The organism is Thalassobacillus sp. CUG 92003 (genome assembly GCF_013618635.1).
Taxonomy (GTDB): domain Bacteria; phylum Bacillota; class Bacilli; order Bacillales; family Halobacillaceae; genus CUG-92003.
In genome coordinates this window covers 1-25,475 of record NZ_JABLSJ010000012.1, presented here as the reverse complement: position 1 = coordinate 25,475, position 25,475 = coordinate 1, and the positions used below count along the sequence as shown (strand labels likewise).

Below are 25,475 nucleotides of genomic sequence, written 5' to 3'. Positions count from 1 at the left end.
TCCCTTATATCCCGTTTGAAATATGCGGTCCCCCTCCTTATATTTTATATTTTTCAAGTATCATAAGATGAAAAAACAAGTATATTATTTGACAATTCAGAAATATGGTTATATTATGTGCTTTAACAAACTGTTCATTTAGTGAATTAATTATTCACTATGTGAATCAAGGAGTGGTGAATGTGAAAATAGTTAACTATCTAGTAGGTCAACAGGAAAAACGTACAGGTGTTTATGAAAGGGGTTTCATTGTAGATTTAAATCGTGCTTATGTCAGTTATTTAAGGAGTCAGGGAAATCAGATCGCTCAAAAAGTCGCTAACGTCATCGTTCCATCTGATATGTCATCCCTATTAGAAGGTGGCGAGGAATCATTGAAAGAAGCAAAAAAAGCGGTGGACTTCATACTAAATAAGAAAAAAGAAGCGGATAGCGTAGTTATAATTAATGAAAAAGATATAAAGCTAGAAGCTCCAGTAGGTAAACCAGGCAAGATTATTTGTGTCGGTCATAATTACAAGGAGCACATTTTGGAAATGAAGAGAGAATTGCCAGAAACTCCGGTTGTATTTGCTAAGTTCAACAATACAATATCCGGACCGGAAGAACCTATTCACTTAAAAGATGTTTCTAAACAGTTTGATTTTGAAGCAGAGTTTGCATTTGTTATTGGAAAAGAAGCTCAGAATGTAAAGAAAGAGGACGCGCTAGATTATGTGGCGGGTTATACGATTGCTAATGACGTTAGTGCAAGAGATCTTCAGAAAAGGACACTGCAGTGGCTTCAAGGAAAAAGCATCGATGGAACTTTACCTTTAGGTCCGTGGCTCGTCACTAAAGAAGACGTTTCAGATCCACATTCATTAAACATCGAATTGAAACTGAATGGTGAAACTAAACAAAAATCAAATACTGGTAATCTAGTGTTCAATGTAAACTTTTTAGTACAATTTTTGTCCGAACTAATCACGCTGGAACCAGGCGACGTCATTCTTACAGGAACTCCTGGAGGTGTAGGCGCTGCACGTGAACCTCAAGAATACCTTGGGGAAGGGGATACAGTTACCATCAGCATTGATGAAATCGGAGTGTTAGAAAATGTTGTGAAAGAAGAAGCTCTACAAAAAGCGGGGGTTAAATAATGAGCCGTTTACAAAAATATCAACAACTTGTAGAAGAAAAAGTTACCCAATACCTAAAGGTTTCGGATGTATCTGAGGAGGTTGTGAAATGGAAACCCTCTGAGAACGAATGGTCCATTTTACAAGTACACTGTCACGTAGATGAATGGATGAATTTTTGGATTGAAGATCTTCTGCTCGCCATCAACAGTAACGAAAAGTGGGGGCGAACACTTAAGGATGATGATAGGTTAGCTGCTGTAAGAGATGTTGAAAATCAGGATATTGAAGAGATTCGCAGCAAGATTGTAGTGGCAAAAGATCGAGTGATCTTAGAACTAGGTAACTTGGATCCTGACGTGTTGGATATTGAAAAAGAGCATGTTGTTCCCAGAATTGGTGTTAAGCCATTATCTTTTTTAATTGACCACTTTATCGTGGAACACATTGATAAGCATATCAATCAAGTTGAAAGAAACCTGAAGAATTATAAGCAAGAAGTGAAAAATTAAAAGGAGGTAAAGACAAATGGAACAAAATAACTTTATGAACAGTAAACAGGTTCAGGATTTTGATAATGACATTCAACAGCATCATCTAGGACCTCTTTGGCAGGCGATTCCAAAACTTGCTTCAAAAGAGCCGAACCAAAATGTTAAGCCCTATTTGTGGAAATGGGACTTAATTAAGAAGAAGTTGGAGGAAGCAACCGAAATCTTTACTCCTGAAAGAGGAGGAGAGAGAAGAGCAATCTATTTGCAGAATCCTGGTCTAGAAGACCGCGAACCCTATGGATGGGGCTCAACAACATCCACTATGTATGTCGCCGTACAGCTTATTCTCCCAGGTGAAACAGCGCCTTCCCACAAGCATACACAAAGTGCGCTACGATTTATTAAAGAGGGAGATGGAGCGTACTCCATTGTGGATGGTGAACGCTTGTTTATGGAAGAAGGGGATTTTCTATCCACTCCTAAAGGGCGCTGGCACGGGCACTCTCAACCAGGCGATAAACCAATGTTCTGGATCGACGTTTTAGATATCCCAACAATTTATTTTTTGAACGGATCATTTTTCGAAGGACATCCAGATGGTATTGAACAACCCTCTTTACCAGATAACTACTCTATTAGGAAATATGCGGGAGGGCATGTAAGACCACTTGAAGACCGAAATAGTGAACACACACCTCTTGGGGCTTATAAATGGGGACAAACAGAAAAAGCATTAAATAGTTTATCTGATTTGGAACCTGATCCTTATGATGGTTATATTGTTGAGTATCTGAGCCCTTCTAATGGAGAAACAGCGCACCCAAATATTTCATCATGTGTTCAAAAGTTGACACCAGGATTCCAATCAAAAGCCCACCGTCATACAAGCTCAACAGTCGTTCATGTATATAAGGGTGAGGGATATACAGTCATTGATAATGTGCGTTATGATTGGTCAGAAGGAGACATTTTGGTGATTCCGAATTGGGCATGGCATGAACATGTTTCAACATCAACGGATGATGTTTACTTATTCTCAGTAAGTGACTTACCGATTATGGATAAGTTCGGCCTACAAAGAGAAGAAGTTTATACAGATAATAATGGTCATCAGAATATTAAAAGTGAATTCTCTCCAAGCTTACAAAAAAGCTAAATGAATTGGTGCTTTCAACATCAATTTCACAATGCATCGTAGAAGTATGTGCTATTTAAAGGGGGATTCCTTCCGTTCGGGTCACTATTGTATTAGTTCTACCATCGTTTGCTTTGGTTGCAGATTTTTAAAGATAAGGAAAACTAATAACAAAGGTAGTGGTGTATCCTCACGTTCTATATTTGTGACTGGATTTTGACTGGATCTTCTTCATACACAATGATATCTTATTTAACCTCAAGATAATAATGGAAAGTTAAAACGTCGATCGTATAGGCGTGATTAACTTATGTTAGTAGTGATTATACCCGCTGGTGTTTGCAGGTGTAATTTTTACTGTATTGGATTTAGTAGTTAGAGCATTTTTTGAGTGAAAATATACTCAAAATCCAAAACAATCTATTTTAACTATTAGTGAAATAGTTCTATTGATAATCGCCATGATAACAGTTTTTCAATTTGGCTTACTTAGCCCAATATTATAAAGAAGGATAATCCTTCCTACTTTCCGAATCTCTATCCATAAAAAAGCCCCTGCATTGAGAGCAAGGGGCAGGCATTAAGAGAGAGCCAGGAAGCAAAACAGCAAATTTGTAGCCAACCAGGAGGATCATAAGCTAGAGAAGAAAAAGGATGGATCAGCCGCCTTTTTAGCAAATGATTCACTTTAGAGAAGTGGAAAACCAAAAGCGGTATTTATTCCATTAAAGGGCCATTTTGTTGAATATGAGTTAAGAACTTTTTTATCATAAATTTTACGTGCAATAAACTTATCTCCTATTCTTGATTTATTTAATGGAGAAATTATCACCTATACCATCCATTCCAGGCCGACTTACTCGCTAGTCTCAGCCATGTTAGAAACGTCATTTGAACGATTAATAGGAGATAACAACTTAATTATCCACTCTGATCAGGGATGGCATTACCAGATGAAACAATATCGCCATGCCTTAAAGAAACGTGGAATAACACAAAGTATGTCACGTAAAAGGAAACTGTTATGACAACGCCGTCATTGAAAACTTCTTTGGAATTATGAAGTCCGAATTTCTCTGAATGAATTTGAAAGTATAGATCACTTTAAGCAAGAATTAGATAAGTATATGGATTATTACAATAACAAACGAATTAAAGCAAAATTAAAAGGCATGAGTCCCATACAATTCCGAACTCATGCCCAACAAGCTGCTTAATAAATAATTGTCTAACTTTATGGGGTCACTTCAAATAGGAATCTGTGCCCTTTTTTATTTTTATCGTCCCTGATAGTTTGGGGTTCGAGGGTTTTGTTGTCTTCTCATTTTTCTTTGCCGTAAAATGTTTTTCATTTCTTTAAAGCTTACAAATTTCTTGTTGGCTTCGTCATACACCCGGAAACGAAACGATTCCAGACTGGAAGCCAGTGTGATGGTTGTCGCCTGTTGAAGTGGCGTTACATTATTATGGGTTTTTTCTAGGTTGTAATTAGGGACCCTTGGACTGAGATGATGCACGTGATGGAAACCAATGTTGCCGGTAATCCACTGCATGACCGTAGGAAGCTTGTAATAGGAACTTCCGTCGACGGCGGCCTTGACAAAATCCCATTCCTCTTCATTTTCAAAGTATGAATCTTCAAACTGGTGCTGGACATAGAACAACCAAATGCCGATGGCTCCTGATAGGAACAGAATGGGAAGCTGTACAATCAGAAAGGCCTGCCAACCGATGATCCATATTAACAGCGCGTAGATAACTGCAATGGAAGTGTTGATGAAATACGTGTTCATTCTCTCTTTTCGTTTAGCCCCTTTTTTATTAAACCGATTGTCTACAAGGAAAAGGAAAAATGGACCTAATCCGAACATTACAATGGGGTTACGATACAGCCTATACGTTAATCGGGTCCAAAAAGAAGCGTGAATATATTCATCCACCGTCATCATCCATATATCTCCGGTGCCTCGTTTATCTAAATTGCCGCTTGTCGCATGGTGCATCATGTGGCTGCGTTTCCATTTTGCAAAAGCAAAATGGGAGATAATGCCGGTAAACGTACCAACTACTCGATTCGCTTGACTGCTTTTGAAAAATGACCCGTGGGCGCAGTCATGGAAAATGATAAAGATGCGAACGACAAAACAGGCGGCAATCACTGTTACTGCAAGGGTCAACCAAATGGATACCGATAAACTTTGGTATGCGAGGAACCAAAACAAGAAAAACGGTATAACACTATTGATTAACTGTGCGACCCCTACTTTTGTATCTGATTTTGCAAACGGTGCCACCCTTTTCTTCAGCTCTGCCTGTTGTTGTTTGCTCATAACCTTCTCCCTTCTAAACATACATCTGACTCGGCGTAACGGCCAATTGATAACAATGTTTGAATTTTTGTATAACTTGTTTCTTTCACTAATCGATTGACATAATTTTCATCTTGAGAACTTTCTCGTTGCGTAAGTGGAGTTGTGTGAAAATCGCAAACGTCCCCGACATAAGAGGATCGATGAACCACTTGTGTTGTGGTATCTATCAGATATTCCATTACCCTTTACCCTCTGAGGCCATAAAGAAAAACGTTAAAAAGCCGAAAAGGGTCTTTTGAAAGTTACTTCGAGACTATTTTGGCAAACGGCCGACCTCGTTATATGTTACCTTAAAACCGCCGTTTATGATGATTCATTTACGAGATTTTTTAGTCCCCATGGAAAGGATTCTGGTCCGGAAAAAAGAAGAGAGTCGAATAATATAAACAAGAGTCGTGTTAATGACGGAACTTCGTCTTGAGATTCAAAGCGGGCTACGGGAGATGGCAAATATCATGAGAGGTTGGCAAGTGACTTTTTTAATTTACGCAGGCCCCCGCGGGGGCACATTATTAGAATGCCATAAACAGAACATATCTCTGTAATTATTGAAATATGCTTAGCCAATCAATTAAAAGTTGTCAATATACATTAACTTAGTCACTATTTTCCTAAATTTATCTGAGTAAATCCATGGGCGGCTTGATGTAATAGCGCCAAAAACCCTTTCAACATAGGGTTTGAGAACAATTTGACTGGATATTGACAGGTTTTTAGGTCGTATACTAAATTTATTAGGCCTCTTAAGAGATTATAAGCTCTTAAGAGGCCTTTCTTTTAATAGGTGATCGTTCATCTCCTTTGGAAGATAATTAAGGTAAGCTAGCAGTGAAACAAAACAAATTATTCAGATATTCAGCAAGATGAAACGAAACAATGAAATCATTAAACAATGTACCGATAGTAGCTACTAACGTCTGGGGCTCTAGCTTTTAATGGCTATTCCATCACTTTACCATTCATCCGTTCAACCCATTGATGGAGAAGGTTATTATACCGGCTCAAATTTTTGTGGATTTTAATGGCGACTTGGTTTTCAATCGCGATTGCGGCAGCCTTTTATTATCGATCGCTTCTAGTTTGTGAACCGAAATATTTTAAAAATGCATTAGTACAAACGGTAAAAAAGCCATTTTTTTGAAATCTAGGTAATGTTTTTGGTGACTGGATTATGACTGGATACTGTTCATAAAGTATTAAAACTTATTGTGGTTTATAAATTAACTTTGCGATGGAAACCTTGGTATAACATGGTTCTGTTGGTCTTATTATTGTTGAATGGGCGGCATGATGTGATAGCCTCCAAACCCCTTTCATCATAGGGTTTAAGAATAATTTGACTAGATTTTGACTGGTTTTTAAAACTAAATTTACAAGCCTTTCAAGAGTTTATAAATTTTTGGGAGGCTTTTCTTTTATTCTTAAATTTGTAAAGGATGCAAGTGGCAAAGGGTTGATCTTGAAATAATGGTTATTAAGTGACAAGACAATTAATCTCAAAACTGAGTCTTCAAGTATAGGGCAGGATAGTTGAAGACTTGATATCGAGATAATAAACTATTTGAAACTTTGGATAACTAAGGTCTTGGTAAGTTAAGAAACCGTGTTTTAAATTTATTTTATTTGCATTTAGCAAATATATGATGTATAAATAAATTAGAGGTGAACAAAAATGAAAAACGAAGATCTTCGTGCACAATTTCAAATAATGACTCGGCACTTTGGTTTTCTCAATAAAAGCTGCTGTTCGGCCGGTGGGTTCGATATTTCATTAATACAAAGTCATATACTTTATGAGATTGATCACCAGCATAAAGCTTCCGTCCAAAAAGTTGCAGATGTATTGGGTACAGATATCACAACCTTTAGCCGACAAATCCAATCGTTAATCAAGATGAATTTAGTGAAAAAGACGCCCGATCCAGATGACCGAAGAGTCTACATTCTTTCTTTAACAACAGAAGGAACTTATGTTGCAACATCAATTGATCAGCAAATAAATGCATACTTAAACGAAGTTTTCTCTCACATGAATGAATTTGAACAAGAGACTGTTATTCGTTCCATCAAGCTATTGAACAATGCAATGACAAAATCCAGCGTATGCTGCACCCCTCCATTGGGGTGATTTCTTTCGTTTTATAATTGCAAAATGCAAATAAATAAAAGGAGGTAGGTTTTGATGACAAAAGTATGGGATTCCGTTGTGATTGGAGGAGGGCAAGCCGGACTTGCATCGGGACATCATTTGCAAAAAAAGGGGTTGCAATTTTTGATTTTAGAAGCAGGTGAGCAGCCAACCGGCTCGTGGTCACTCTATTATGATAGTTTGAAATTATTTTCTCCAACACGATTTTCGTCACTACCTGATATGAAATTCCCCGGAATTCCCGATCAGTATCCATCACGGGATGAGGTAATTCATTACTTGCATGATTACATGAAACAATTTCAGTTGCCGGTTATGACAAACCAGAAAGTTGAGCTTGTTGATATATGTAACGGATTGTTTAGAATTCATACAGATTCTGAAGATATCCTTCACAGCAAAACCATCATTAATGCAACCGGTTCCTTTCATATTCCATTTACCCCTGACATAAAGGGGCAAGAAACCTTCCGAGGTCATGTTCTGCATTCTTCTGAGTATCGAAGCCCAGAACGTTTTGCCAATCAAAGAGTAGTGGTGGTTGGACGCCGAAATTCAGCCGTCCAAATTGGCATTGAACTCTCCGAGCACAGTCGAACGTCTTTAGCAGTACGGCAGCCCGTTAAACTCGTGAAACAAAGGATTTGGGGGCAAGATTTACATTTTTGGATACGAGTGGTCGGCCTAGATACCTTTCCATTTTGGCGATTTGGAAAAGAGGTTCCAATTCCCGATGGAGCTGCTGATTTGGGTGATTACAAGGAGCGACTAGCTGCGGGGAAACCGGATCAACTACCTATGTTTACATCCTTTTATTCTAATGGTGTGATCTGGCCAGACGAAAAGAGAGAGCCAGTGGATACGGTCATCTTTGCGACTGGATATCGTCATGATCTTTCACACCTTGCCCCTACCGGTGCAGTGGACGCAGAGGGGAAACCTTTGCAGGTAGCCGGTATCAGTACATCTGTTCCTGGTATTTACTATGTCGGTTTGGAAGGTCAGCGTTCATTTTCTTCTGCCACATTAAGGGGGGTGGGGCCAGACGCTGAATTCGTTGTGAAAAAGCTATTGCGCTTTCTGAGAAATTGATTGTTCCGGAACATCATCACGATTCTGTAGTGAAGGAAGTGAAGTAGATCTCATGAAAATACTCGCCTTGATTGCTCACCCTAACTTGCAAAGATCACGCGTTAATGCAAGGTGGATGCAGGAGCTTGAACGCATGCAGGAAGTTACCGTTCATAATCTTTATGGGAAGTATCCAGACGAGCGAATCGACGTAAAACGGGAACAAGAGTTATTGCTTCCACATGAACGAATCGTCTTTCAGTTCCCATTTTACTGGTATAGTACGCCACCCTTACTGAAAAAGTGGATGGATGAAGTATTGTTATACGGCTGGGCATATGGACCAGGAGACAAAGCATTAAAAGGGAAAGAATTGGTGTTGGCTATATCGATTGGAGGGGCTGAGGATTCTTATCGAGCCGGTGGAAAAAATCAGTTCACAATCAGCGAGTTAACTCGGCCAATACAAGCGACGGCGAATTTGACAGGCATGCATTTTCTGCCTCATTTTGTACAACACAGTACAGTCGTTATCAAAGAAGAAGAAATCAACCAAAGTGCAGAAGCTTATGTAAAGCATATTACCAACGAAGGGCTAAACTAACTTCTCCGCATCAGTAACAGAGCATAAGTTCTTGCTGCGTTAAATTTTAAATATTAAGGGGATTTTAATGTTAAACGTACATGTTGGATTAAACGTAAGAAATATGGAGAATAGCATTGAGTTCTATAAAAAAGTTTTCGATGTTGCCCTGTAAAAGTAAAAAAAGACTAAGCAAAGTTTTTACTCGAACAATCAGGATTAAACTTTACCTTAAATCAAAGGGATAAAGTAGAGGGAAACCAAGTTGGGCATTTTGGGTTTCAATTAGATACAGTAGAAGAAGTGTTATTGCATAAAGAAAGACTTGAAAAAGAAGGTTTCTTTGCAAGAGATGAAATGGATACGACCTGTTGTTATGCAGTTCAAGATAAATTCTGGGTAACTGATCCTGATGGCAATGAGTGGGAGTTCTTTTTATAAAGGCAGAGGCCGATGTTCACTCTGGCAAAGCATCTACAACAATTACCACATCAAACCCTTGCTGTAATGATTAGTGAAAGATGAGTTTCATTAAAGAACTCTTCAAGGAAGCTGCTCTTATATCCAAGAGGCACACATTTTTTTGACCCTTAAAGTAAAGGATGCCGTTTTTTCTATGGTAAAAAATGTATTATCGTGGGTTTTAGGTCAAAATGTTGGTGTTACCCCAGGAACTACTATTTACACAATGTCTTACATAAAACAAAAGAATTGATAACCAGTACCAAAAGATAAACAGATGGAAGTATAAATATAGAAGAGTTGTTAAGATATCTTGATTTCAAGTCTTCCGGAATAGGGGGCGCGCGACAAGTTCTGCTATAAACTCTTTTCAGCGTGAAAGGCAGGAAATTTATTTAATTAAATTTCAACTGTACAACGGAGGATGGGAATGAAGGATCCATGTTTCCTGAAACCATCCCGTCAACACTCCTGCATGCGTTAAGACGGGCAGATCTTAGAGTGTGAAGCACAGGTAGATTGGGCAGAACGAAGGCCGAAGCCTTAAAGGTATGCCGACGGATATGCCTCACGGCTGAAAAACTAGATAAGGTGAGAATCGTTCTTTGAAATAGGAACTGACGAAATTCCGAAGGTAAGGGTCTAAAGATTAAAATGTAGGGAAACTTACAGGTCATCTTACGATGACGTGAGTGGTGTGGAGTAAAACTGCCCCCTCTGAAAGACGCTATACCGAACAATGGCGGTATCGAGCTCACAGGCTTATAGGAAGCATCTACGTCTAGTATGGATAGCTACGTTGTATGGTACTTGGAAAGCAAGGAACGTTGAATCAAGGGCTGTCACCCGAAACGGTTGCTATAAAGCTATGCTGAAAAGCATTTATCCTTGTGAGGGTAGGGGAATGACTGATGAGAATTCTGTAATGGAAGTGGAGGAATAGCCCCAAGTCTAGAGTATGAAACGATTATTTTCCTAACGTGAATGGCGCCGATCGGGTAGGAACGTGGGAACATCGCTCCAAAGGAGGGATGCCACAGTGTCAACGCTGCGAAACTGGGATTATTATAATATGACGGAGACCTTTACGGATCTTCATGAAAAAGCGAGTCAGGGAAATGCGTTCTCTCATTTATATGAAATCATCATATCGAGAGAAAACATTCTGCTCGCTTTTCGCATGATTAAAACCAATAAGGGATCAAAAACACCAGGAACCGATGGGAAGACCATCGATGACATGAAAGAGCTATCCGAAAAGAATCTGGTAAACGAAGTCCGAACCAAACTTAGAAACTATCACCCGAAGAAAGTTCGAAGAGAATGGGTTGAAAAAGAGAACGGAAAATGGAGACCTCTTGGGATTCCATGCATCTTAGATCGAGTGATCCAACAATGCTTCAAACAAGTTCTCGAACCGATTGTAGAATCTCAATTCTTCAAACATAGCTACGGTTTCAGACCTCTCCGGTCTGCTCATCACGCTATGGCAAGGATACAGTTTTTGATTAACCATAGTCAACTTCATTACGTGGTTGATGTAGATATTAAAAGCTTCTTTGATAACGTGAATCACCGTCTATTGAAGAAGCAACTATGGAATATCGGTATTCAAGACCGTAAGGTACTGGCTTGTATTTCTAAAATGATAAAATCAGAAATTGATGGGGAAGGAGTGCCTGAGAAGGGTTCACCACAAGGTGGAATCTTATCTCCCCTTCTTTCGAATGTCGTCTTAAATGATTTAGATCAATGGGTTGCGGACCAATGGGAAGTATTCCCCCTGTCGAAATTTTACAGTTCAGATGACGCAAGAAGACGGGCGAGAAAACAAACGAACCTGAAAAAGGGATACCTGGTCCGATATGCTGATGATTTTAAAATTCTATGCAGGGATGGAAAGACAGCGCAAAGGTGGTACCACGCGGTACGTCTGTACCTTAAAGAGCGCTTAAAGCTGGACATCTCTCCAGAAAAATCTCAAATTGTAAACTTAAGAAAACGAGAATCAGAGTTCTTAGGGTTCACCATTCGTGCGAATAAAAAGGGTAAGAAACGAGTGGCCCATACTGGGGTCATTTCTTCAAAAAGCGAGAAAATCAAACAGGAAGCGAAGAAACTCATTCGAAGAATGAAAGCTTCGCCTTCTGCTGAGAACATTCATCGTTACAATAGTTTTGTTCTAGGACTTCACCAATACTTTAAGCGAGCGACTCATGTAAATCTTGTGTTTTCACGTCTTGCTTACGATCTTAAACCATTTTTAGTGAACCGCCTTCGACCGGTTGGAACGTTAAAACATCCTTTTCAGCCACCGCCTTTTTATAAGAGAACCTTTAGTTTAGGAACGAAAACGATCTATATCAATGGTACGTATCTATTTCCCATCGGAAATGTGAAAACATTTCATGCGATGAGCTTCAGTTCAAAGCTTTCGCTTTACACGAAGAAAGGCAGAGAACAGATACACAGAAGTCTTCGCCCAGATATCCATAAAGAAATTAGACACTTAATGAAGTCTTCTTTACCCAATCGAAGTGTCGAATACCTGGATAATCGTATTAGTCGGTATAGTATGAAGATAGGGAAATGCGAAATTACAGGTGAGTATCTCCATGCACAAGACGTTCACTGTCATCACTATGTGCCAAAGAATCTTGGAGGAAGCGATCAATTTCAAAACCTGCGTATTCTTCATAAGGATATTCATCGACTGATTCATGTAAAAGATAAAGGTTTATCTTAAACAATTACCACAGAATCGATTGATCTTAGATAAAATCAATCAATACCGAAAGGTATGTGGAGTGGAAGGGATCGTCGCATCCAGGCTCGAAGAGTAACATAGGAACTTATAATGTAGTACATACCTTTAGATGGAGCGCCGAATGCTGGGAAACTAGCACGTTCGGTGTGGAGCAGGGGAAAAGCTGAAGATAACTTCAAACGCTTACCTATTGCTAACGATTATGTAATTAAGAGCACCTGTCGTATTATTTCAAAACAAAACACAGACCAAAGAAAAATTTTTGGTCTGTGTTTTCGCGTTAAGTCTCATCTTGAGAAGTGATGTAAGTTTTTACATTTGGCGGCTCATAGGAATAAAATTGGTCTAATAAACGAGATGGGTTCGGGACCTTATGAATATAAGGTTTAAAGGCACTTAAGCCCCTTACAGAAAAGGGCAATTTTGCGGCATAAGAAATTTGTTTAACAGCACTAGATGTATTTATAGATTTCTTGAATCAAATGGGATATGTTAGTTAAGGCCACAACAAACGATATCCCCAACGTTCACCATGACGCTGATATTGTACCCTGATGTGTTTTCGTTCTGGATCCCCTTGCCAAAATTCAACTTCGTTTGCATGAACTGCGTACAACTTCCAGTTAGGGTTTACAGTATCGGGTGCTTGTTTTACCAATTCCTTCGTTTTCAATAATGCTTCATCTAAATCTTCGCGTACTTTCAATTCCTTACTCTGGTTTCCTATTAAAGCTAGTGCCCTGGCTCCACTCGATCTTTCCAAGAAATCTTTTGAACTTGTCTCTGCTTCCATTTCAGAAGCTACTCCACGGATCCGAACCTGTCTGCCAATCTCTGACCAATAAAACGTTAAAGCCACATTAGGGTAAGATTTCAGTTGTCTTCCTTTTCGAGTTGTGGTTGATGTTGCAAAATACCATCTATTACGAGTTACATCTTTTAGAATTAATACTCTCGCGTCAGCTGCACCTACCTCGTCAACGGTGGATAATGTCATCGTATGAGGTTCATGAACTCCTTCCTCAATCGAAGCTTTCAACCATTCCATGAACAAATCTGAAGGGTTGTGAGGTAAATCTTTTGTATAAAAATCCGGAAAAGGACCGGCTAAAGATTTTAAGTTCCTTAATATATCCTTTATTGGCTTCATGATCCTGCACCTTCTTTACGAATAGTAGTGTCTTATTTTAAAATAAAGGAAATCATTTAATAAATCCAATATATATTTATAAGCTAATCATCAATTTTACTTATGATTGGAGGGGTCATGATGAATCTTCATGCGTTGCGTATATTCACACGAGTGGCTAGATCAGGGAGTGTGACACGCACAGCAGAAAGTCTCTTAATCAGTCAGCCTGCAGTGACAGCACAACTTCGTAAATTGGAACAAGAAATAGGAATGAAGTTGATCACCTCTAAAGGACGATCCATTCAATTAACAGAGGCCGGTGAATTACTTGCAGGTTATTCAAAACGTCTATTCGCTCTCGAAGCAGAAATAGAGACAAAGATGGATGATTTTTCAACAGGAAAGCGGGGAAGTTTGCGTATTTGCTCAACCCAATTACCTGCCAGTACAGTATTACCGCGTTGGATTGTCAAGTTTAAACAAAAATACCCTCTGGTAGATGTTCAACTGTATAAAGGAAACTCTGATTGGACCTACCAACGTTTACTGGACTATTCTGTACATGCGGCTTTCGTTTGCCGTGAACAGCAGGAGGAAGGGGTTGAATCCTACACACTGGTTGATGATGAGCTTATTTTTATTGTGCCGAGAGATCATCGATTTGCCAGAAAAGAAGTTTCACTCGAGGAGCTTATGAGAGAACCGTTTATTTTGCGAGAAAAGGGGAGTGCGACACGAGGAAAAGTTATCAATTTATGTGAAGCAGCTAACCTCAATGAGCCGAAATCTGTCATCCAAATCGAAGGGATGAGCGAGTCCATTGAAGCTGTAAAAGCTGGCTACGGTGCTGCCCTGGTTTCTGCACTAGCAGTGAAGAAAGATCTACATAACGGAATGCTTGGCAGGGTTTTTGTCGAAGATGTTTTTATAAAGCATCCGATAAAACTTTGTACCAGGAGTAATGAAGAACTTTCATCGGCAACAGCCAACTTTATTTCTCTGATAAAAGATGAGTTAGCAAACACCTGATCTGCTATTTTATAGTTGAAACAGGTGTTTTCTTAATATCATCAATATTATTTATTAATCACTTAAAAATATATATTATTTTTATGATAAAACTGCCTTTATACTATTCATAACACATATTAGCGAGGAGAATATTTGTTGAAGGCTCTAATTATGTCTGATTTACATTTAGATATTAATGAAGAATTATTAGGCAGAAGTGTAACTTCGGAATTCATCAACTGGTTAAGCAGAAAGTCGTGCGATGTGTTTATCATTGCAGGAGATTTGGCAGGCGAAGCGTTAGATGCAATAGAACTTGTTGAAAGAATTCAAGCTGAAACCAACAAGGACGTGTACTTTATCGCTGGGAACCACGATGTCTGGGTACCTGAAGATAATAAAGAGAACTCGTGGAACAGCTATGACTTGATGTATAATCACCCAAGTTATATCAATAAACCTATTAAACTCGGGGGGCATACAGTAATTGGCGATATGGGATGGTATGATTATTCACTTGGATTACAACATGTGCCACAAATCAAATTTAAAGAAGAGAAAAAACACATTTGGAAGGATGCGTTCTATGCTCGGTGGGAAATGGACGATGAAGATGTTTTAAACAAAATGTTGAAAAATTGGCGTGTTGATCTGGAAAAATATAAAGACAATCCAGTAATGTTTATCAACCATTTCATTCCATACAAAGAGTTTCTTACATGGCTCCCAGATGACGACAAAATGAATTTTTGTCAAGCTTATATGGGCAGCAATCGGATTGGCCAGTTAGTGGATCGGTATCAAAATGTTGACTATGTTGTATTTGGGCATACACATAAACGCCACGGTGTTGTTGAGCATCATGGAAAGAAAGTTATATGTCAACCATTTGGCTATGTACATAACTGGGTGGGAAATAATTTTGTGGAAGAATTGGATAAATCATCAGTAATGATCGATCTATAATGAGAAGAGAAGCGGAAAAGCCAGTCGTAGTCATTGCCTTGATTACTGCTGTTTGCTTGCTCGGTGATACCATGCTTTATGTTGTTCTTCCAATTTACTGGAAAAGTTTCGGGTTAACTGCTCTCTGGCAAGTTGGCGTCTTGTTGTCTATTAATCGCTTGGTAAGATTACCGCTTAATCCCTTCGTCGGCTGGCTTTACCACCGCATCAGCAAACGAACTGGCGTACTTATTGCAGTTGGTCTGTCCGTGATCACAACATGTTCTTACGGTTTTTTTAGTGGTTTTTGGCTATTGTTTTTTATGCGTTGCTTATGGGGCGTATCATGGGCGTTCTTGCGCCTGGGCGGGTTTCTTACCATACTGGAAGTTGCAAATCAACAGAACCACGGATTTCTAATTGGAAAGTACAATGGACTATGGGGATTGGGTGGATTAGCTGGTATGCTTATCGGCGGATTTCTGGTCGATTTAATCGGAATCGAAGCGGTGACATTTATTTTTGCTGCTGCTGCCCTTCTTAACATACCGTTTGTTATTCGTTATGTTCCTGATAATGTCAGTGATTATGAAAAGAGAGATGAATCCGGCCGTAGCACTTTTAAGCAAGTTTGGAAACCAAAAATGTGGTTCCGGTAATGATCACCGGATTGTTTATGGCTATGGCATTTTTCGGAATTTATATGTCGACATTGAGTCGGATGATTGAACTTAATTTTTCTGATTCCCTCAGTCTTTTCGGAATCGTTATCGGTTCTGCAACGCTTGCAGGGGTGATCCAAGCTATGCGTTGGAGTTGGGATCCTTTCCTTGCACCACGCTTTGGTCAACTATCAGATCGAACAGGAAGAACGCCATTTCTGATTACGGCACTTTTTCTCGGAGCGGGATGCTTTACCATCCTTCCATTCAGGTTACCGCTGTTCGTTTGGTTTGTCGTACTACTTTTACTGCAGCTTACCTGGACGATGATTGTAACATTAACAGATTCACTTGCTACTGACGTTGCGTCTAATTCCTACAAAGTTCCTATAATGACCACCTACACTGTAGTGGTTGATGTGGGTGCGGCCATGGGGCCTACTCTTGGCTATATATTAAGTGACGTCTTCAATATATCTGTACTGTATTGGATAACAGGTGGTTCGTTATTTAGTCTTGGTGTGTTTTTGAGCTTCAATATGTCTATGAAAGAAGCAGAAAAATATAAATTACTTTGAATGAGATTGACCATTTTTTAAAAAACGGGTGCTATAGTAAATAATCGAGCAGCCTTTTCTCGAGAAACCTTAATGTGGAACGTCCATTTCATAAAGAATCATTTAAAACCATACGAAACTTCGTATGGTTTTTTATATAGCAACCAATTTTGCCTAGGGATTAGCTCCTTACGACATATAGCTCGGTTGACCTTCGTAAATTATTGATTCTGTAAGTTAGGTTACTGTATATCCAAAAACTTTCGGATGGGAACGAACGCGACGGCTTTTACAATAAAGTTGGATACTAATTGTCATCAGTGTGCAACAGTTAATTTTAAATTACAAATAAAGTCGGTAACTAATCGGAAAGGTGGGGGAAAAACAAAAGTAATTGTATCTCACATCTCAGCCTGTCGAGAAAGCCCAACAGACTGAAATCATCTTGAGGGGCTAATGCCCTAAAATTGTCGGATCTACCTTTATAGCTTTTCAAAGGTTAAAAAGTCAATCATTATCTGTTGGTAGCAAGTTACGAGAAAGAATCGGTGATGAAAGAATCACAGATGTGTTTACTTGACCATAAGGGATAAGCCGGTCAACAAGTTCTTCTAAATCTTTCATCGAGGCTACCGCGGCTTTCATAAAATAACTATTTGACCCTGTCACCCTGTGACACTCTAATACATTTGTCTCTCCTTGAATTATTTCTTCAAATTTTTGGCACTGGATTTTAAGGTTGCCTATTTGAATGAACACAAGTATACCTTTTCCCACCCTCTCCGGGGCAACACGTGCTGTAAAACCTTGAATAACCTCGTTATCTTGTAAACGGCGCAACCGCTCATTCACGCTTGGGCGACTAAGATGTAATGCTTTTGCAAGTCGAATGATGGTTATTCGCCCATCTTCCTGAAGAAGTTCTAAAATCTTTCGATCAATATCATCCATAGTTGAGTCATTCCTTTCTTTTTGCAATACGTAACTAATGAGATATTAATGCATTCAAATGGAAGGCAATTATGGTTAAATGCCTTCATTTCTATATACAAAAGTATCTTATAGTATTCTATAATGCAAATATTGGTGGGGATTTTAAAGAAAGAAAGGGTGAACAAGATGAAAAGAATACACTATGGATGGTTTATACTTCTTTTATCCTTTTTGGCTTTGCTCACGGTACAAGGCTTCAGATCATCTATCGGTGCGTTTATCATTCCATGGGAACATGCTTTCAAAACAGATCGAAGCACAATCTCACTGCTGGTGACGTTTAGTTTAATCATTTATGGTATTTCTCAACCCTTGATTGGCAAAATGATTGATCAATGGGGCATACGCAACATCCTTTCGTTCAGTACACTCATGGTTGGATTAAGTGCTGTTCTCATATTCTTTGTTACCCAACCCTGGCAGTTATTTATGTTATATGGCATCGTGGCTTCAATTGGTTTTGGGGGTGCATCCGGAGTAGCTGCAACAGTAGCCGTAGCAAATTGGTTTCAAAAAAAGAAAGGACTCGCGCTTGGTATCATCACTTCCGGAATGAGTGCCGGGCAATTGGTGTTTGTGCCGTTATCTTTATTCTTGATTAACCGAATAGCGTGGGAATGGACGGTATTAGCTCTGGGTACATTCCTGAGTGTCATTGCTTTTCCACTCCTGTTTGTTTTTCTAAGAACGTTCCCTTACGAAAAAGGAATACAACCCTATGGAGGCTACGGGCTACAACAAAATAACCAAAAAGACCATGGAACAAACGCTAATGCAACCAATAAGTCTAAACGATGGTTCAACACGCGTAAGTTTTGGTATCTGGCATTGCCTTATTTTATATGTGGTTATACCACGATGGGGTTGATGGATACGCATCTGATCCCTTTTTCGCATGGACACGGTTTTACAGATAGTGCAACCGGAATAGCCGTGAGCTTACTAGCTGCTTTTAATATCATTGGCACGTTGTTGTCAGGACAAATTTCCGATCAATGGAGCCCTAAGCATTTCTTAGCCCTATTGTATAGTTTGAGGGCAATCTCTATCATACTTCTTCTTGTAATGGACCATACATTTTTACTGTTTACCTTTGCAATTTTATTTGGATTAGTTGATTTTGCGACGATTACCCCTACATCGGTATTAGCCACAGAATACTTTAAACAGCATTCAGTCGGTTTCACCCTAGGACTGCTGTCCTTAAGTCATCAAGTAGGGGCTGCTCTTGGCGCTTATATCCCCGGTGTTTTATATAATCTTACAGGGGGTTACAACACAGCGTTTGTATCAGCTATTGTATTATTATTGATGGCTACATTACTTAGTTTGGTATTGCCCGAAACAAAACAACAGTCCGTCAGTCAATATTCAGGAATAAAATCAATAACATCCAATAGTAAAAATGAGTGTTAATTCACGGGCCTTGGATTTGCCCAATATTCTTTACCGAAGTGTGTGATTAAAATAAAGTTTAAATAAATACCTTTAAAACATTGGAAAAAACATTACCACTTGTTCAATACCAATAAAACAAGTGGTAATGTTTTATACTTTTGAGGCCGCGATGACCTATGTTGGATACTTCCTTTGTTAGAGGGCGAGGGTCTTGTAAACTAACAAGCAACTCCTGAATTCGAACTTCCTTCGAGTAATGAATACACTAACGATGATCAAACAAGCAAAAAGTGTAAAAATCGACTTGACGTCTACAACCCTAAGGGGGTACTCCGAGATACGCGTGGAAATAGGATATAGAATGCGGATGGAAAATAAAACCATCACCCTTATTAATTAATCCTTTGATCAACAGCTTACCGTGTTGGTTTAAAATAAAGTTTAATTTAAACATGGTAACACTAAAATTTTGATCATCTTCTGTCTGTGTTGTTAAAAACGCCCCCTGATCATATTTTGAAAAAATTAGCTGATTAACTGCGATTACCCTGTCACATCAATCCTGATCAGGGTAATACCGTGTCACTACCCTTTATAATCCTTGCGCTTTGATCAACTCAGTAAAAGCTTTGTATGCATAGCTAGTGTACTTTTCTTTCTTTCTGACAAGCCCAGTCTGAATGAACTGGTAAGGCTCAGGTATAGGATGTACATGTAAATTTTCATAAGAGCAGCCCTTTAATACGGACCTAGGCAGTAATGTAGATGTTATTCCTGCATTCACACTGCTTAAAATTGTTTCAAGTGAACTAATTTCAATGAAATTTCTCAAAATTATTCCTTCGTCTTTGAGCCACTGTTCCAGCTTCCTTCTAAACGTACATCCCTTTGGAGACACTGCCCACTTCTGCTCTAATAAAGAAGATACACTCAATTCTTTTCCGGACAACAGAACAATTTCATCCGTTTGTATATAATCGATGGTGAAGTTTGTTGAGGTCAGCTCACCCGTCACAAATGCTGCATCAAGATCATAATTCTTCACTTTCTCCATCAACTCATAAGCATTTCCCGTTTCTAAACTAAGCGATACCTTTTCATACTGTGATTGGTAGGCAGATATAATATTCATAAAATTTCCACACGTGACTGATTCAACTATTCCTAGTCGTAGCGCTCCAGTTGGCGTGCCGTGATCTTGCAGTACTTTAATCGATTCATCTGCCATTTGCAAAATTGAATCTGCATACTGCCGAAAAAGCATACCTTTCTCTGATATCTGTACTCCCTTTGGTCTTCTATAAAAAAGAAGGATACCTAATTCATCCTCTAATCGACGTAAGCGCGTTGTCACGTTTGACTGTACATAGCCTAACTTTTCTGCCGCAAGTGAAATGCTTCCTTCTTCAGCTATTGCTTGAAACAATTTCAAATCACTTAGCTCCATCATAATCCCTCCATCACTATTAGTGATATCTATATCTATAATAATCATTATACATGATGTCGATATCCATTTATACTCGATGTATAAACCAAAAGGAGGAAACAACAATGGCATACCTTTTTCTTGCACTAGCAATTATTTCTGAAGTTATCGGTGCAGTCGCCAGCAGATATTCTGATGGTTTTAGAAAAATTATTCAAAGCGTGATTGTTACTGCTGCAATTATAGCTTCCTATTATTTTTTCGCCATAAGTCTTCAGTATGGAATGAACATAGGTGTTGGATATGCCATATGGGCGGGAGTTAGTGTCATTCTGGTAGTGGTTATTATCGGCAAGATATTTTTTGAAGAGTATCTTACAAAGATTCAAGCGATAGGTGTTGTTTTAATTATAGGAGGGGGCGCAGCCCTGGAACTCGGTGCACAGATTTGAGGAGCTTCAAAAATTATGGTTGCGCTTTATCGGATACTTATAGGGTGAAGCGCAAATGTTACCAATCTTATCGAAAAGAAGGGATTAGCCATGGCATATTTGTACCTTTTCATTGCTGTTTTTTTAGAAACTGCAGCTGCTATTACCACTCGCTTTACGGATGGCTTTACAGTGCTATTACCGACAGCAATAACTGTTGTCTTTTCTGTGTCTTCTTATATTATTTTTTCACTAAGCCTCAAACGAGGAATGAACATAGGAATAGGATATGCGATTTGGGCAGGAATCGGGGTTTTATCGGTGGTACTCATAGGATCGGTGTTTCTTAACGATGTATTGACACTCATTCAGATTGGAGGGGTTATCTTGGTAATCAGTGGTCTTGCTGCAATTCAACTTGGAGGAGATACGGAAGAAGCATAAATGGATAAGATCAATTTATCGAGGGTCGTACATTTGGATTTCCTTAAGGACTTAAATTGATAACCATTCAAAAACTTCAATGGGTGATCAACTGTTATACCGGACTATAGCTTACAAGACTTTTCATTTAAGTTGACATTTGAGATGTTGATTATTATCGGAAAGTGTGTATTCTTTAGGAATATACTCTTACTTATTGTCTATAGTGATTTCTCCATACTTGTTAGCCGTCACTTTCGTTTCCTTAAATATCGGATAATTTTCCTCTGGCAGAGCTAAGGTATGATTCTTTCCTTCATCAAGCAACTCTTGAATATGAACTTCCTTTGAGTAGTGAATGCGCGGACGATCCTGTACTATGAGAGAAATGATAAAATTTATCTATTCAAGAAGGAGTGAAAAATGATGAATCACTTTACGAAAGATTTTTATAAACGAATACAGTATCAAGGCAATCAAAATGTTCAATTTGATGATTTACCCGAGTTAATGTTCGAATTCGCAAAGAATGTCCCTTTTGAAAACTTAGATATTATACAGAGGCAAGACTTTGAAATTAATGTTGACAATTTAAAAAGAAAAATCATCAATCAGTATCGTGGTGGACTGTGTTATGAGCTGAATCCGGTGTTTTATTATTTCTTACAAGAACTTGGTTTTGAGGTTCAAATGATTTCTGCGACTGTATCTGGCAATGATCCAGGCCTCAACGGAACACACCTGGCGATCGTGTTAACGAAAAGTCGTGAACAATTTTTGATAGATGTGGGCTTTGGCTCACACCTTGCCTTACAGCCTGTTCCTTTTACCGGAGCTTTTGTAACATCCTTGACGGGTAAATATCGAATAAAAAGTGAAAAAACAGAAATGGGCGAATACGTTCTTGAAAAGTATCATTATGGGAATTTGGAAACAAGTTATTCCTTTTTTCTAAAGCCGGTCGATGAATCATATTTAAATTATATGAAAGATGTCGTGACGACTCATCCAGCATCACCTTTTAATAAATCTTTATTGTTAACAAAAGTAACAGATAATGGGCATATAACGTTAACAGATCAAACATATACGATTATGAAAAAAGGCTCGAAAAGTAAGGAAAGTATTGATTCAGAAAGGCTTAAACAACTAAGTGCTAGTCAATTTGGGATTGAAATGGAGAATATTTGATGATCTATATAAGCTATAGAACTTGATAAGTGAAATCCTTCTATGCCGAAATATAAGTGGAATGGAAGGGGTCGACTCCTTCAGTCTCGAAGAGTAACAAGAAGCTTATAATTTAGTGCTCGCTTTAGATGGAACGCCGAATGCTGGGAAACTCAATAAAATCCTCCACTTTGTTTCGGATGACGGCTTTCCATTATCTTCTTTTCCAATAATGAATAAATACACATTCGAAAGTTTGAAAAATATTGAGGAGGAAAAAATGAAAAAATTGAACATCGGAATTATCTTAGGAAGTACACGTCAGGGACGTGTCAGCCCACAAGTTGGAAAATGGGTAAAAGCAATTGCTGATAAACGAGGAGATTCAAACTATGAAATCGTAGATATAGCAGATTTTAAATTGCCTTTTTTGGGAGAAGGTACTGGAAAAGAACCAGGTTTAATCGCATGGTCAGAAAAAATATCTAGCTTAGATGGTTTCGTGTTTATTGTCCAAGAATACAATCACAGCATTACAGGAGCGTTAAAAAATGCACTTGATTCAGCACACGAAGAATGGAAAAATAAGGCAGCAGGAATCGTAAGCTATGGTTCAACAGGTGGGGCTCGTGCAGCTGAACATTTACGTGGGATTTTGGGGGAATTACAAGTTGCGGACGTTCGTAAACATCCAACATTATCCTTGTTTACGGATTTTGAGGATACCAGTATATTTAAACCGGCTGATTTTCACATTAACAATGTAAATGACATGTTAGATGAAACAATCGCATGGAATGGTGCATTAAAAAAAATACGATAAGAGACACATTTGCAGTAAAATCACAATTGGAAGATAATGTATCTTCTGTGGGTTTGAAATAAAGTTTGATACGATTACGTTGATAAGCTGGATTGTGAAATTCAACAAACGGGCCAGATTGTTGAAGATCTCTTAGTAGGAATTAATAAATTAATAACAAAACTTGCCCTTGAACTCCCTAAGTTTTAGGGGGAGGTAAAATTCGACCACAGATCATTTTCATAAATGGTCTATTCAGAGTTCAAGGAACAATAAGGCAGGGATGATAAAATACAAGGAGGACTTCTCCATGACAAATTTAGACAAAACTATTTTAGTGTTGGGGGCCACGGGAAAACAGGGAGGCGCAGTTGCCAGGAAGTTGTTAGCTGATGGATGGTCCGTGCGCGCGGTTTCGCGGCGCACGGATCAACCGGCTGCACAAGAACTGCAAAAAAAGGGCGCCACAGTCGTTCAAGCGAATATGGATAATCAGCAATCTCTCTTGGAAGCTATGCGGGGAGTTTACGGTGTTTATAGCGTTCAACCTTTGTATTTAAAGGATTCTGAAAAAGAGATCCAACAAGGGAAAACAGTAGCGGATGTTGCCAAACAGGTCGGCGTCTCACATTTTGTATATGGCTCGGCCGGCGGCGCTGAAAGAGATAGTGAGGTTCCCCATTTTGAAACAAAGTGGCAAGTTGAGAAATATGTACGTGCTATTGGTTTACCTTTTACGGTTCTCCGTCCAGCTGGTTTCATGGAAAACTTTATAGGATTTAGTCAAGCTCATGAACAAAAATTGATGATACAGGGATTTATGGATGTGAATACGAAATTACAAATCATCTCGGTGCAAGATATTGGGGCGTTTGCTGCAATTGCCTTTAACAACCCGGAAAAATACAAGGGGATGGCCATTGAAATTGCCGGGGACGAAGTGACGCTTTCAGAAGTGGCAAAAGTGTTTAGTCAAGTATTTGATACGCCATGTGAAGTTTTGGAGTCTGCCAGGGATCAATTTCAGAAAAATAAAATGTTTGAATGGTTAGAAACTGATGGGTATCAAGCTGACATTCCTTCACTACGTAAAGTTCATCCCGAATTGCTTGATTTATCAACCTGGGTTAAAAATTCGGGATGGGATCCATTTGTTTAAGAAGAAAAAAGGTGCTAATGTATAATCAATGAATCGATAGTTGTGTGATTTTATTAAGCAACAGAAAAGGTAAGGGTATCTTATGAAACAGAGAAGAAATGCATCAGATAACAAAGAAAATAAGGAATTGAGTGCAGCAGATCAGTATCCGGTTAGTTTTGCCATTGACCAGGTATAATAACCTTCTCCATCAATGGGGTGAACGGATGAATGGTAAAGTGATGGAATAGCCCCACCGATTGTAGAATCTCAATTCTTTAAACATATGGATTCACACCTCTCTTAATCCTTTTACTGTATTTTGGTGGATGGGCTTGCTTACCCCTATCGAAATGGTGGAAATAGCATCTCTATGGTTTACCCATTAGCTATTCTACAGCGTTAATTCCTTCATTCAGTTTGTGAACCACATATTTTAAAAATTTATTAGCCCAAACGGTTAAAAATCCATTTCTTTTAATGAAATCTAGGAGATGTTTTGGTGACTGGATTATGACTGGATACTGTTCATAAAGTATTAATACTTATTGTGTTTAATCATTTTAGTTGTTAAGGAAAACCTTGGTATAACAAGGTTATACAGGTTCTGTTATAGTCTTTTTAACTAAGCGAATGAATGGGCGGCATGATGTAATAACGCCCAAAACCCTATTATAAAGGCGCTCATAGCCTAATGTAATCCTTGGATGACATACTTTTTGTCATTCAAAAAGCAAAATATTAGCCTCTCATTAGTTCACAGAACTTTGAGAGGTTTTTTTGTGTAAATAATTTTAATCATAAAAGTGTATGCTAAGAGATTCACAGTAAATAAGAAGTCTACCAGCACAAGAAAGAATCTTTAAAGAATTAACTTAATAGCGGAGAGAATGCAAAGACTAACTACTAACCATCCAAGATAATAGCCTCACATTATATAAATGGTTTGGGACAATATTCGTCTTATATTGATGGTACTGTCCTTACAGAGCCAGATGAGCAAATAAGAAGTAATCTGTTGGATGCTTATAAGGCGGCGTTTGAATTAAAAGAAAAGTTTGGAGTGCTTGTTTTTTAGAGAGTATATTCAGAGATATAAATACGGCTCCGAATGGTTAGAGGTGGTTCTACATAAAATTTATGATGAGAAAATATCTAATTCTACACATTTTAATCATTTATGCTACCTGTCTAAAGCAAATCAATCTTCTTTGCATATATTATAGTAAT

The 25,475-nt window shown here is 38.6% G+C and carries 21 protein-coding genes and 4 pseudogenes; 20 read left to right on the top strand and 5 right to left on the bottom strand.

Going from position 1 to position 25,475, the window contains the following annotated elements; genetic code table 11:
- Nucleotides 1-182: 182 nt before the first annotated feature.
- From HOP45_RS16340 to HOP45_RS16325, 4 genes and pseudogenes are all read left to right on the top strand, one after another.
- Nucleotides 183-1,142 carry a fumarylacetoacetate hydrolase family protein gene (locus HOP45_RS16340; RefSeq protein ID WP_370458056.1) on the top strand — a complete coding sequence of 320 codons (960 nt, stop codon included), beginning with the start codon at nt 183-185 and terminating at the stop codon, nt 1,140-1,142.
- The gene (locus HOP45_RS16335; protein WP_181350453.1) at nt 1,142-1,633 is read left to right on the top strand and encodes a DinB family protein; all 492 of its coding nucleotides are present in this window, start codon (nt 1,142-1,144) and stop codon (nt 1,631-1,633) included. The genes HOP45_RS16340 and HOP45_RS16335 overlap by 1 nt, the downstream gene beginning before the upstream one ends.
- Nucleotides 1,634-1,649: 16 nt before the next feature.
- Nucleotides 1,650-2,771, top strand: a complete 1,122-nt coding sequence (locus HOP45_RS16330; protein WP_181350452.1) for a cupin domain-containing protein — start codon at nt 1,650-1,652, stop codon at nt 2,769-2,771.
- A gap of 770 nt (nt 2,772-3,541) precedes the next feature.
- Nucleotides 3,542-3,967 (top strand): annotated as a pseudogene (locus HOP45_RS16325) (IS3 family transposase); the annotation flags it as partial.
- Between the two features lie 60 nt (nt 3,968-4,027).
- Here the strand turns inward: HOP45_RS16325 and desA are convergent.
- Both desA and HOP45_RS16315 read right to left on the bottom strand, forming a co-directional pair.
- A complete protein-coding gene (gene desA, locus HOP45_RS16320; protein ID WP_181350451.1) occupies nt 4,028-5,080 on the bottom strand; it encodes a Delta(5) desaturase DesA in 1,053 nt (350 codons plus the stop codon).
- Nucleotides 5,077-5,301, bottom strand: a complete 225-nt coding sequence (locus HOP45_RS16315) for a hypothetical protein (protein ID WP_181350450.1) — start codon at nt 5,299-5,301, stop codon at nt 5,077-5,079. Before HOP45_RS16315 ends, desA begins: the two co-directional genes overlap by 4 nt.
- 72 nt (nt 5,302-5,373) lie before the next feature.
- On the opposite strand from HOP45_RS16315, the pseudogene HOP45_RS21050 reads away from it, so the two are divergent.
- The 6 genes and pseudogenes from HOP45_RS21050 to ltrA form a co-directional block, all read left to right on the top strand.
- Nucleotides 5,374-5,508, top strand: a pseudogene (locus HOP45_RS21050) (Na-translocating system protein MpsC family protein); the annotation flags it as partial.
- 1,286 nt (nt 5,509-6,794) lie between these two features.
- On the top strand, nt 6,795-7,250 hold the full coding sequence (locus HOP45_RS16305; RefSeq protein WP_181350449.1) for a MarR family winged helix-turn-helix transcriptional regulator: 456 nt from the start codon (nt 6,795-6,797) through the stop codon (nt 7,248-7,250).
- Between the two features lie 54 nt (nt 7,251-7,304).
- The gene (locus HOP45_RS16300; protein ID WP_181350448.1) at nt 7,305-8,363 is read left to right on the top strand and encodes a flavin-containing monooxygenase; all 1,059 of its coding nucleotides are present in this window, start codon (nt 7,305-7,307) and stop codon (nt 8,361-8,363) included.
- Nucleotides 8,364-8,415: 52 nt separating this feature from the next.
- Entirely contained in the window at nt 8,416-8,946 is a 531-nt protein-coding gene (locus tag HOP45_RS16295; RefSeq protein ID WP_181350447.1) for an NAD(P)H-dependent oxidoreductase, read from the top strand.
- A gap of 67 nt (nt 8,947-9,013) precedes the next feature.
- Nucleotides 9,014-9,440, top strand: a pseudogene (locus tag HOP45_RS16290) (ArsI/CadI family heavy metal resistance metalloenzyme).
- 986 nt (nt 9,441-10,426) lie between these two features.
- Nucleotides 10,427-12,230: pseudogene (ltrA, locus tag HOP45_RS16285) on the top strand (group II intron reverse transcriptase/maturase).
- A 420-nt stretch (nt 12,231-12,650) separates the two neighbouring features.
- On the opposite strand, the gene HOP45_RS16280 reads toward ltrA, so the two are convergent.
- Nucleotides 12,651-13,304 carry a pyridoxine/pyridoxamine 5'-phosphate oxidase gene (locus HOP45_RS16280; protein ID WP_181350445.1) on the bottom strand — a complete coding sequence of 218 codons (654 nt, stop codon included), beginning with the start codon at nt 13,302-13,304 and terminating at the stop codon, nt 12,651-12,653.
- A 120-nt stretch (nt 13,305-13,424) separates the two neighbouring features.
- Between HOP45_RS16280 and HOP45_RS16275 the strand changes: the two genes are divergently transcribed.
- The 4 genes from HOP45_RS16275 to HOP45_RS16260 all read left to right on the top strand — a co-directional run bounded on the left by HOP45_RS16275 (nt 13,425) and on the right by HOP45_RS16260 (nt 16,482).
- Nucleotides 13,425-14,315, top strand: coding sequence for a LysR family transcriptional regulator (locus HOP45_RS16275; protein WP_181350444.1), 891 nt, complete (start codon nt 13,425-13,427; stop codon nt 14,313-14,315).
- Between the two features lie 153 nt (nt 14,316-14,468).
- The gene (locus tag HOP45_RS16270; protein ID WP_181350443.1) at nt 14,469-15,263 is read left to right on the top strand and encodes a metallophosphoesterase; all 795 of its coding nucleotides are present in this window, start codon (nt 14,469-14,471) and stop codon (nt 15,261-15,263) included.
- On the top strand, nt 15,263-15,901 hold the full coding sequence (locus HOP45_RS16265) for an MFS transporter (RefSeq protein WP_181350442.1): 639 nt from the start codon (nt 15,263-15,265) through the stop codon (nt 15,899-15,901). The genes HOP45_RS16270 and HOP45_RS16265 overlap by 1 nt, the downstream gene beginning before the upstream one ends.
- Entirely contained in the window at nt 15,901-16,482 is a 582-nt protein-coding gene (locus tag HOP45_RS16260; protein WP_181350441.1) for an MFS transporter, read from the top strand. Before HOP45_RS16265 ends, HOP45_RS16260 begins: the two co-directional genes overlap by 1 nt.
- Nucleotides 16,483-16,968: 486 nt before the next feature.
- Here HOP45_RS16260 and HOP45_RS16255 read toward each other — a convergent pair whose 3' ends face one another.
- On the bottom strand, nt 16,969-17,412 hold the full coding sequence (locus HOP45_RS16255) for an Lrp/AsnC family transcriptional regulator (protein WP_181350440.1): 444 nt from the start codon (nt 17,410-17,412) through the stop codon (nt 16,969-16,971).
- Between the two features lie 168 nt (nt 17,413-17,580).
- Between HOP45_RS16255 and HOP45_RS16250 the strand changes: the two genes are divergently transcribed.
- Nucleotides 17,581-18,870, top strand: coding sequence for an MFS transporter (locus HOP45_RS16250; protein WP_181350439.1), 1,290 nt, complete (start codon nt 17,581-17,583; stop codon nt 18,868-18,870).
- A 574-nt stretch (nt 18,871-19,444) separates the two neighbouring features.
- Here HOP45_RS16250 and HOP45_RS16245 read toward each other — a convergent pair.
- Complete coding sequence (locus tag HOP45_RS16245; protein ID WP_181350438.1) at nt 19,445-20,299, bottom strand: LysR family transcriptional regulator; 855 nt, start codon at nt 20,297-20,299, stop codon at nt 19,445-19,447.
- A gap of 107 nt (nt 20,300-20,406) precedes the next feature.
- Between HOP45_RS16245 and HOP45_RS16240 the strand changes: the two genes are divergently transcribed.
- The 5 genes from HOP45_RS16240 (at nt 20,407) to HOP45_RS16220 (ending at nt 24,266) form a co-directional block, all read left to right on the top strand.
- Nucleotides 20,407-20,733 (top strand): DMT family transporter, encoded by a 327-nt coding sequence (locus HOP45_RS16240; protein ID WP_181350437.1) that lies wholly within the window; start codon nt 20,407-20,409, stop codon nt 20,731-20,733.
- A gap of 90 nt (nt 20,734-20,823) precedes the next feature.
- Complete coding sequence (locus tag HOP45_RS16235; RefSeq protein WP_181350436.1) at nt 20,824-21,156, top strand: DMT family transporter; 333 nt, start codon at nt 20,824-20,826, stop codon at nt 21,154-21,156.
- Between the two features lie 405 nt (nt 21,157-21,561).
- A complete protein-coding gene (locus HOP45_RS16230; RefSeq protein ID WP_181350435.1) occupies nt 21,562-22,326 on the top strand; it encodes an arylamine N-acetyltransferase family protein in 765 nt (254 codons plus the stop codon).
- A 259-nt stretch (nt 22,327-22,585) separates the two neighbouring features.
- Nucleotides 22,586-23,128 (top strand): NADPH-dependent FMN reductase, encoded by a 543-nt coding sequence (locus tag HOP45_RS16225; RefSeq protein ID WP_181350538.1) that lies wholly within the window; start codon nt 22,586-22,588, stop codon nt 23,126-23,128.
- Between the two features lie 289 nt (nt 23,129-23,417).
- Entirely contained in the window at nt 23,418-24,266 is an 849-nt protein-coding gene (locus HOP45_RS16220) for an NmrA/HSCARG family protein (RefSeq protein WP_181350434.1), read from the top strand.
- Nucleotides 24,267-25,475: the final 1,209 nt, after the last annotated feature.

Coding starts and splice junctions, on each gene's coding strand:
- HOP45_RS16335 (WP_181350453.1), top strand. CDS start 1,142: ATGAGCCGTTTACAAAAATATCAACAACTTGTAGAAGAAAAAGTTACC.
- HOP45_RS16330 (WP_181350452.1), top strand. CDS start 1,650: ATGGAACAAAATAACTTTATGAACAGTAAACAGGTTCAGGATTTTGAT.
- desA (WP_181350451.1), bottom strand. CDS start 5,080: ATGAGCAAACAACAACAGGCAGAGCTGAAGAAAAGGGTGGCACCGTTT.
- HOP45_RS16315 (WP_181350450.1), bottom strand. CDS start 5,301: ATGGAATATCTGATAGATACCACAACACAAGTGGTTCATCGATCCTCT.
- HOP45_RS16305 (WP_181350449.1), top strand. CDS start 6,795: ATGAAAAACGAAGATCTTCGTGCACAATTTCAAATAATGACTCGGCAC.
- HOP45_RS16300 (WP_181350448.1), top strand. CDS start 7,305: ATGACAAAAGTATGGGATTCCGTTGTGATTGGAGGAGGGCAAGCCGGA.
- HOP45_RS16295 (WP_181350447.1), top strand. CDS start 8,416: ATGAAAATACTCGCCTTGATTGCTCACCCTAACTTGCAAAGATCACGC.
- HOP45_RS16280 (WP_181350445.1), bottom strand. CDS start 13,304: ATGAAGCCAATAAAGGATATATTAAGGAACTTAAAATCTTTAGCCGGT.
- HOP45_RS16275 (WP_181350444.1), top strand. CDS start 13,425: ATGAATCTTCATGCGTTGCGTATATTCACACGAGTGGCTAGATCAGGG.
- HOP45_RS16270 (WP_181350443.1), top strand. CDS start 14,469: ATGTCTGATTTACATTTAGATATTAATGAAGAATTATTAGGCAGAAGT.
- HOP45_RS16265 (WP_181350442.1), top strand. CDS start 15,263: ATGAGAAGAGAAGCGGAAAAGCCAGTCGTAGTCATTGCCTTGATTACT.
- HOP45_RS16260 (WP_181350441.1), top strand. CDS start 15,901: ATGATCACCGGATTGTTTATGGCTATGGCATTTTTCGGAATTTATATG.
- HOP45_RS16255 (WP_181350440.1), bottom strand. CDS start 17,412: ATGGATGATATTGATCGAAAGATTTTAGAACTTCTTCAGGAAGATGGG.
- HOP45_RS16250 (WP_181350439.1), top strand. CDS start 17,581: ATGAAAAGAATACACTATGGATGGTTTATACTTCTTTTATCCTTTTTG.
- HOP45_RS16245 (WP_181350438.1), bottom strand. CDS start 20,299: ATGGAGCTAAGTGATTTGAAATTGTTTCAAGCAATAGCTGAAGAAGGA.
- HOP45_RS16240 (WP_181350437.1), top strand. CDS start 20,407: ATGGCATACCTTTTTCTTGCACTAGCAATTATTTCTGAAGTTATCGGT.
- HOP45_RS16235 (WP_181350436.1), top strand. CDS start 20,824: ATGGCATATTTGTACCTTTTCATTGCTGTTTTTTTAGAAACTGCAGCT.
- HOP45_RS16230 (WP_181350435.1), top strand. CDS start 21,562: ATGAATCACTTTACGAAAGATTTTTATAAACGAATACAGTATCAAGGC.
- HOP45_RS16225 (WP_181350538.1), top strand. CDS start 22,586: ATGAAAAAATTGAACATCGGAATTATCTTAGGAAGTACACGTCAGGGA.
- HOP45_RS16220 (WP_181350434.1), top strand. CDS start 23,418: ATGACAAATTTAGACAAAACTATTTTAGTGTTGGGGGCCACGGGAAAA.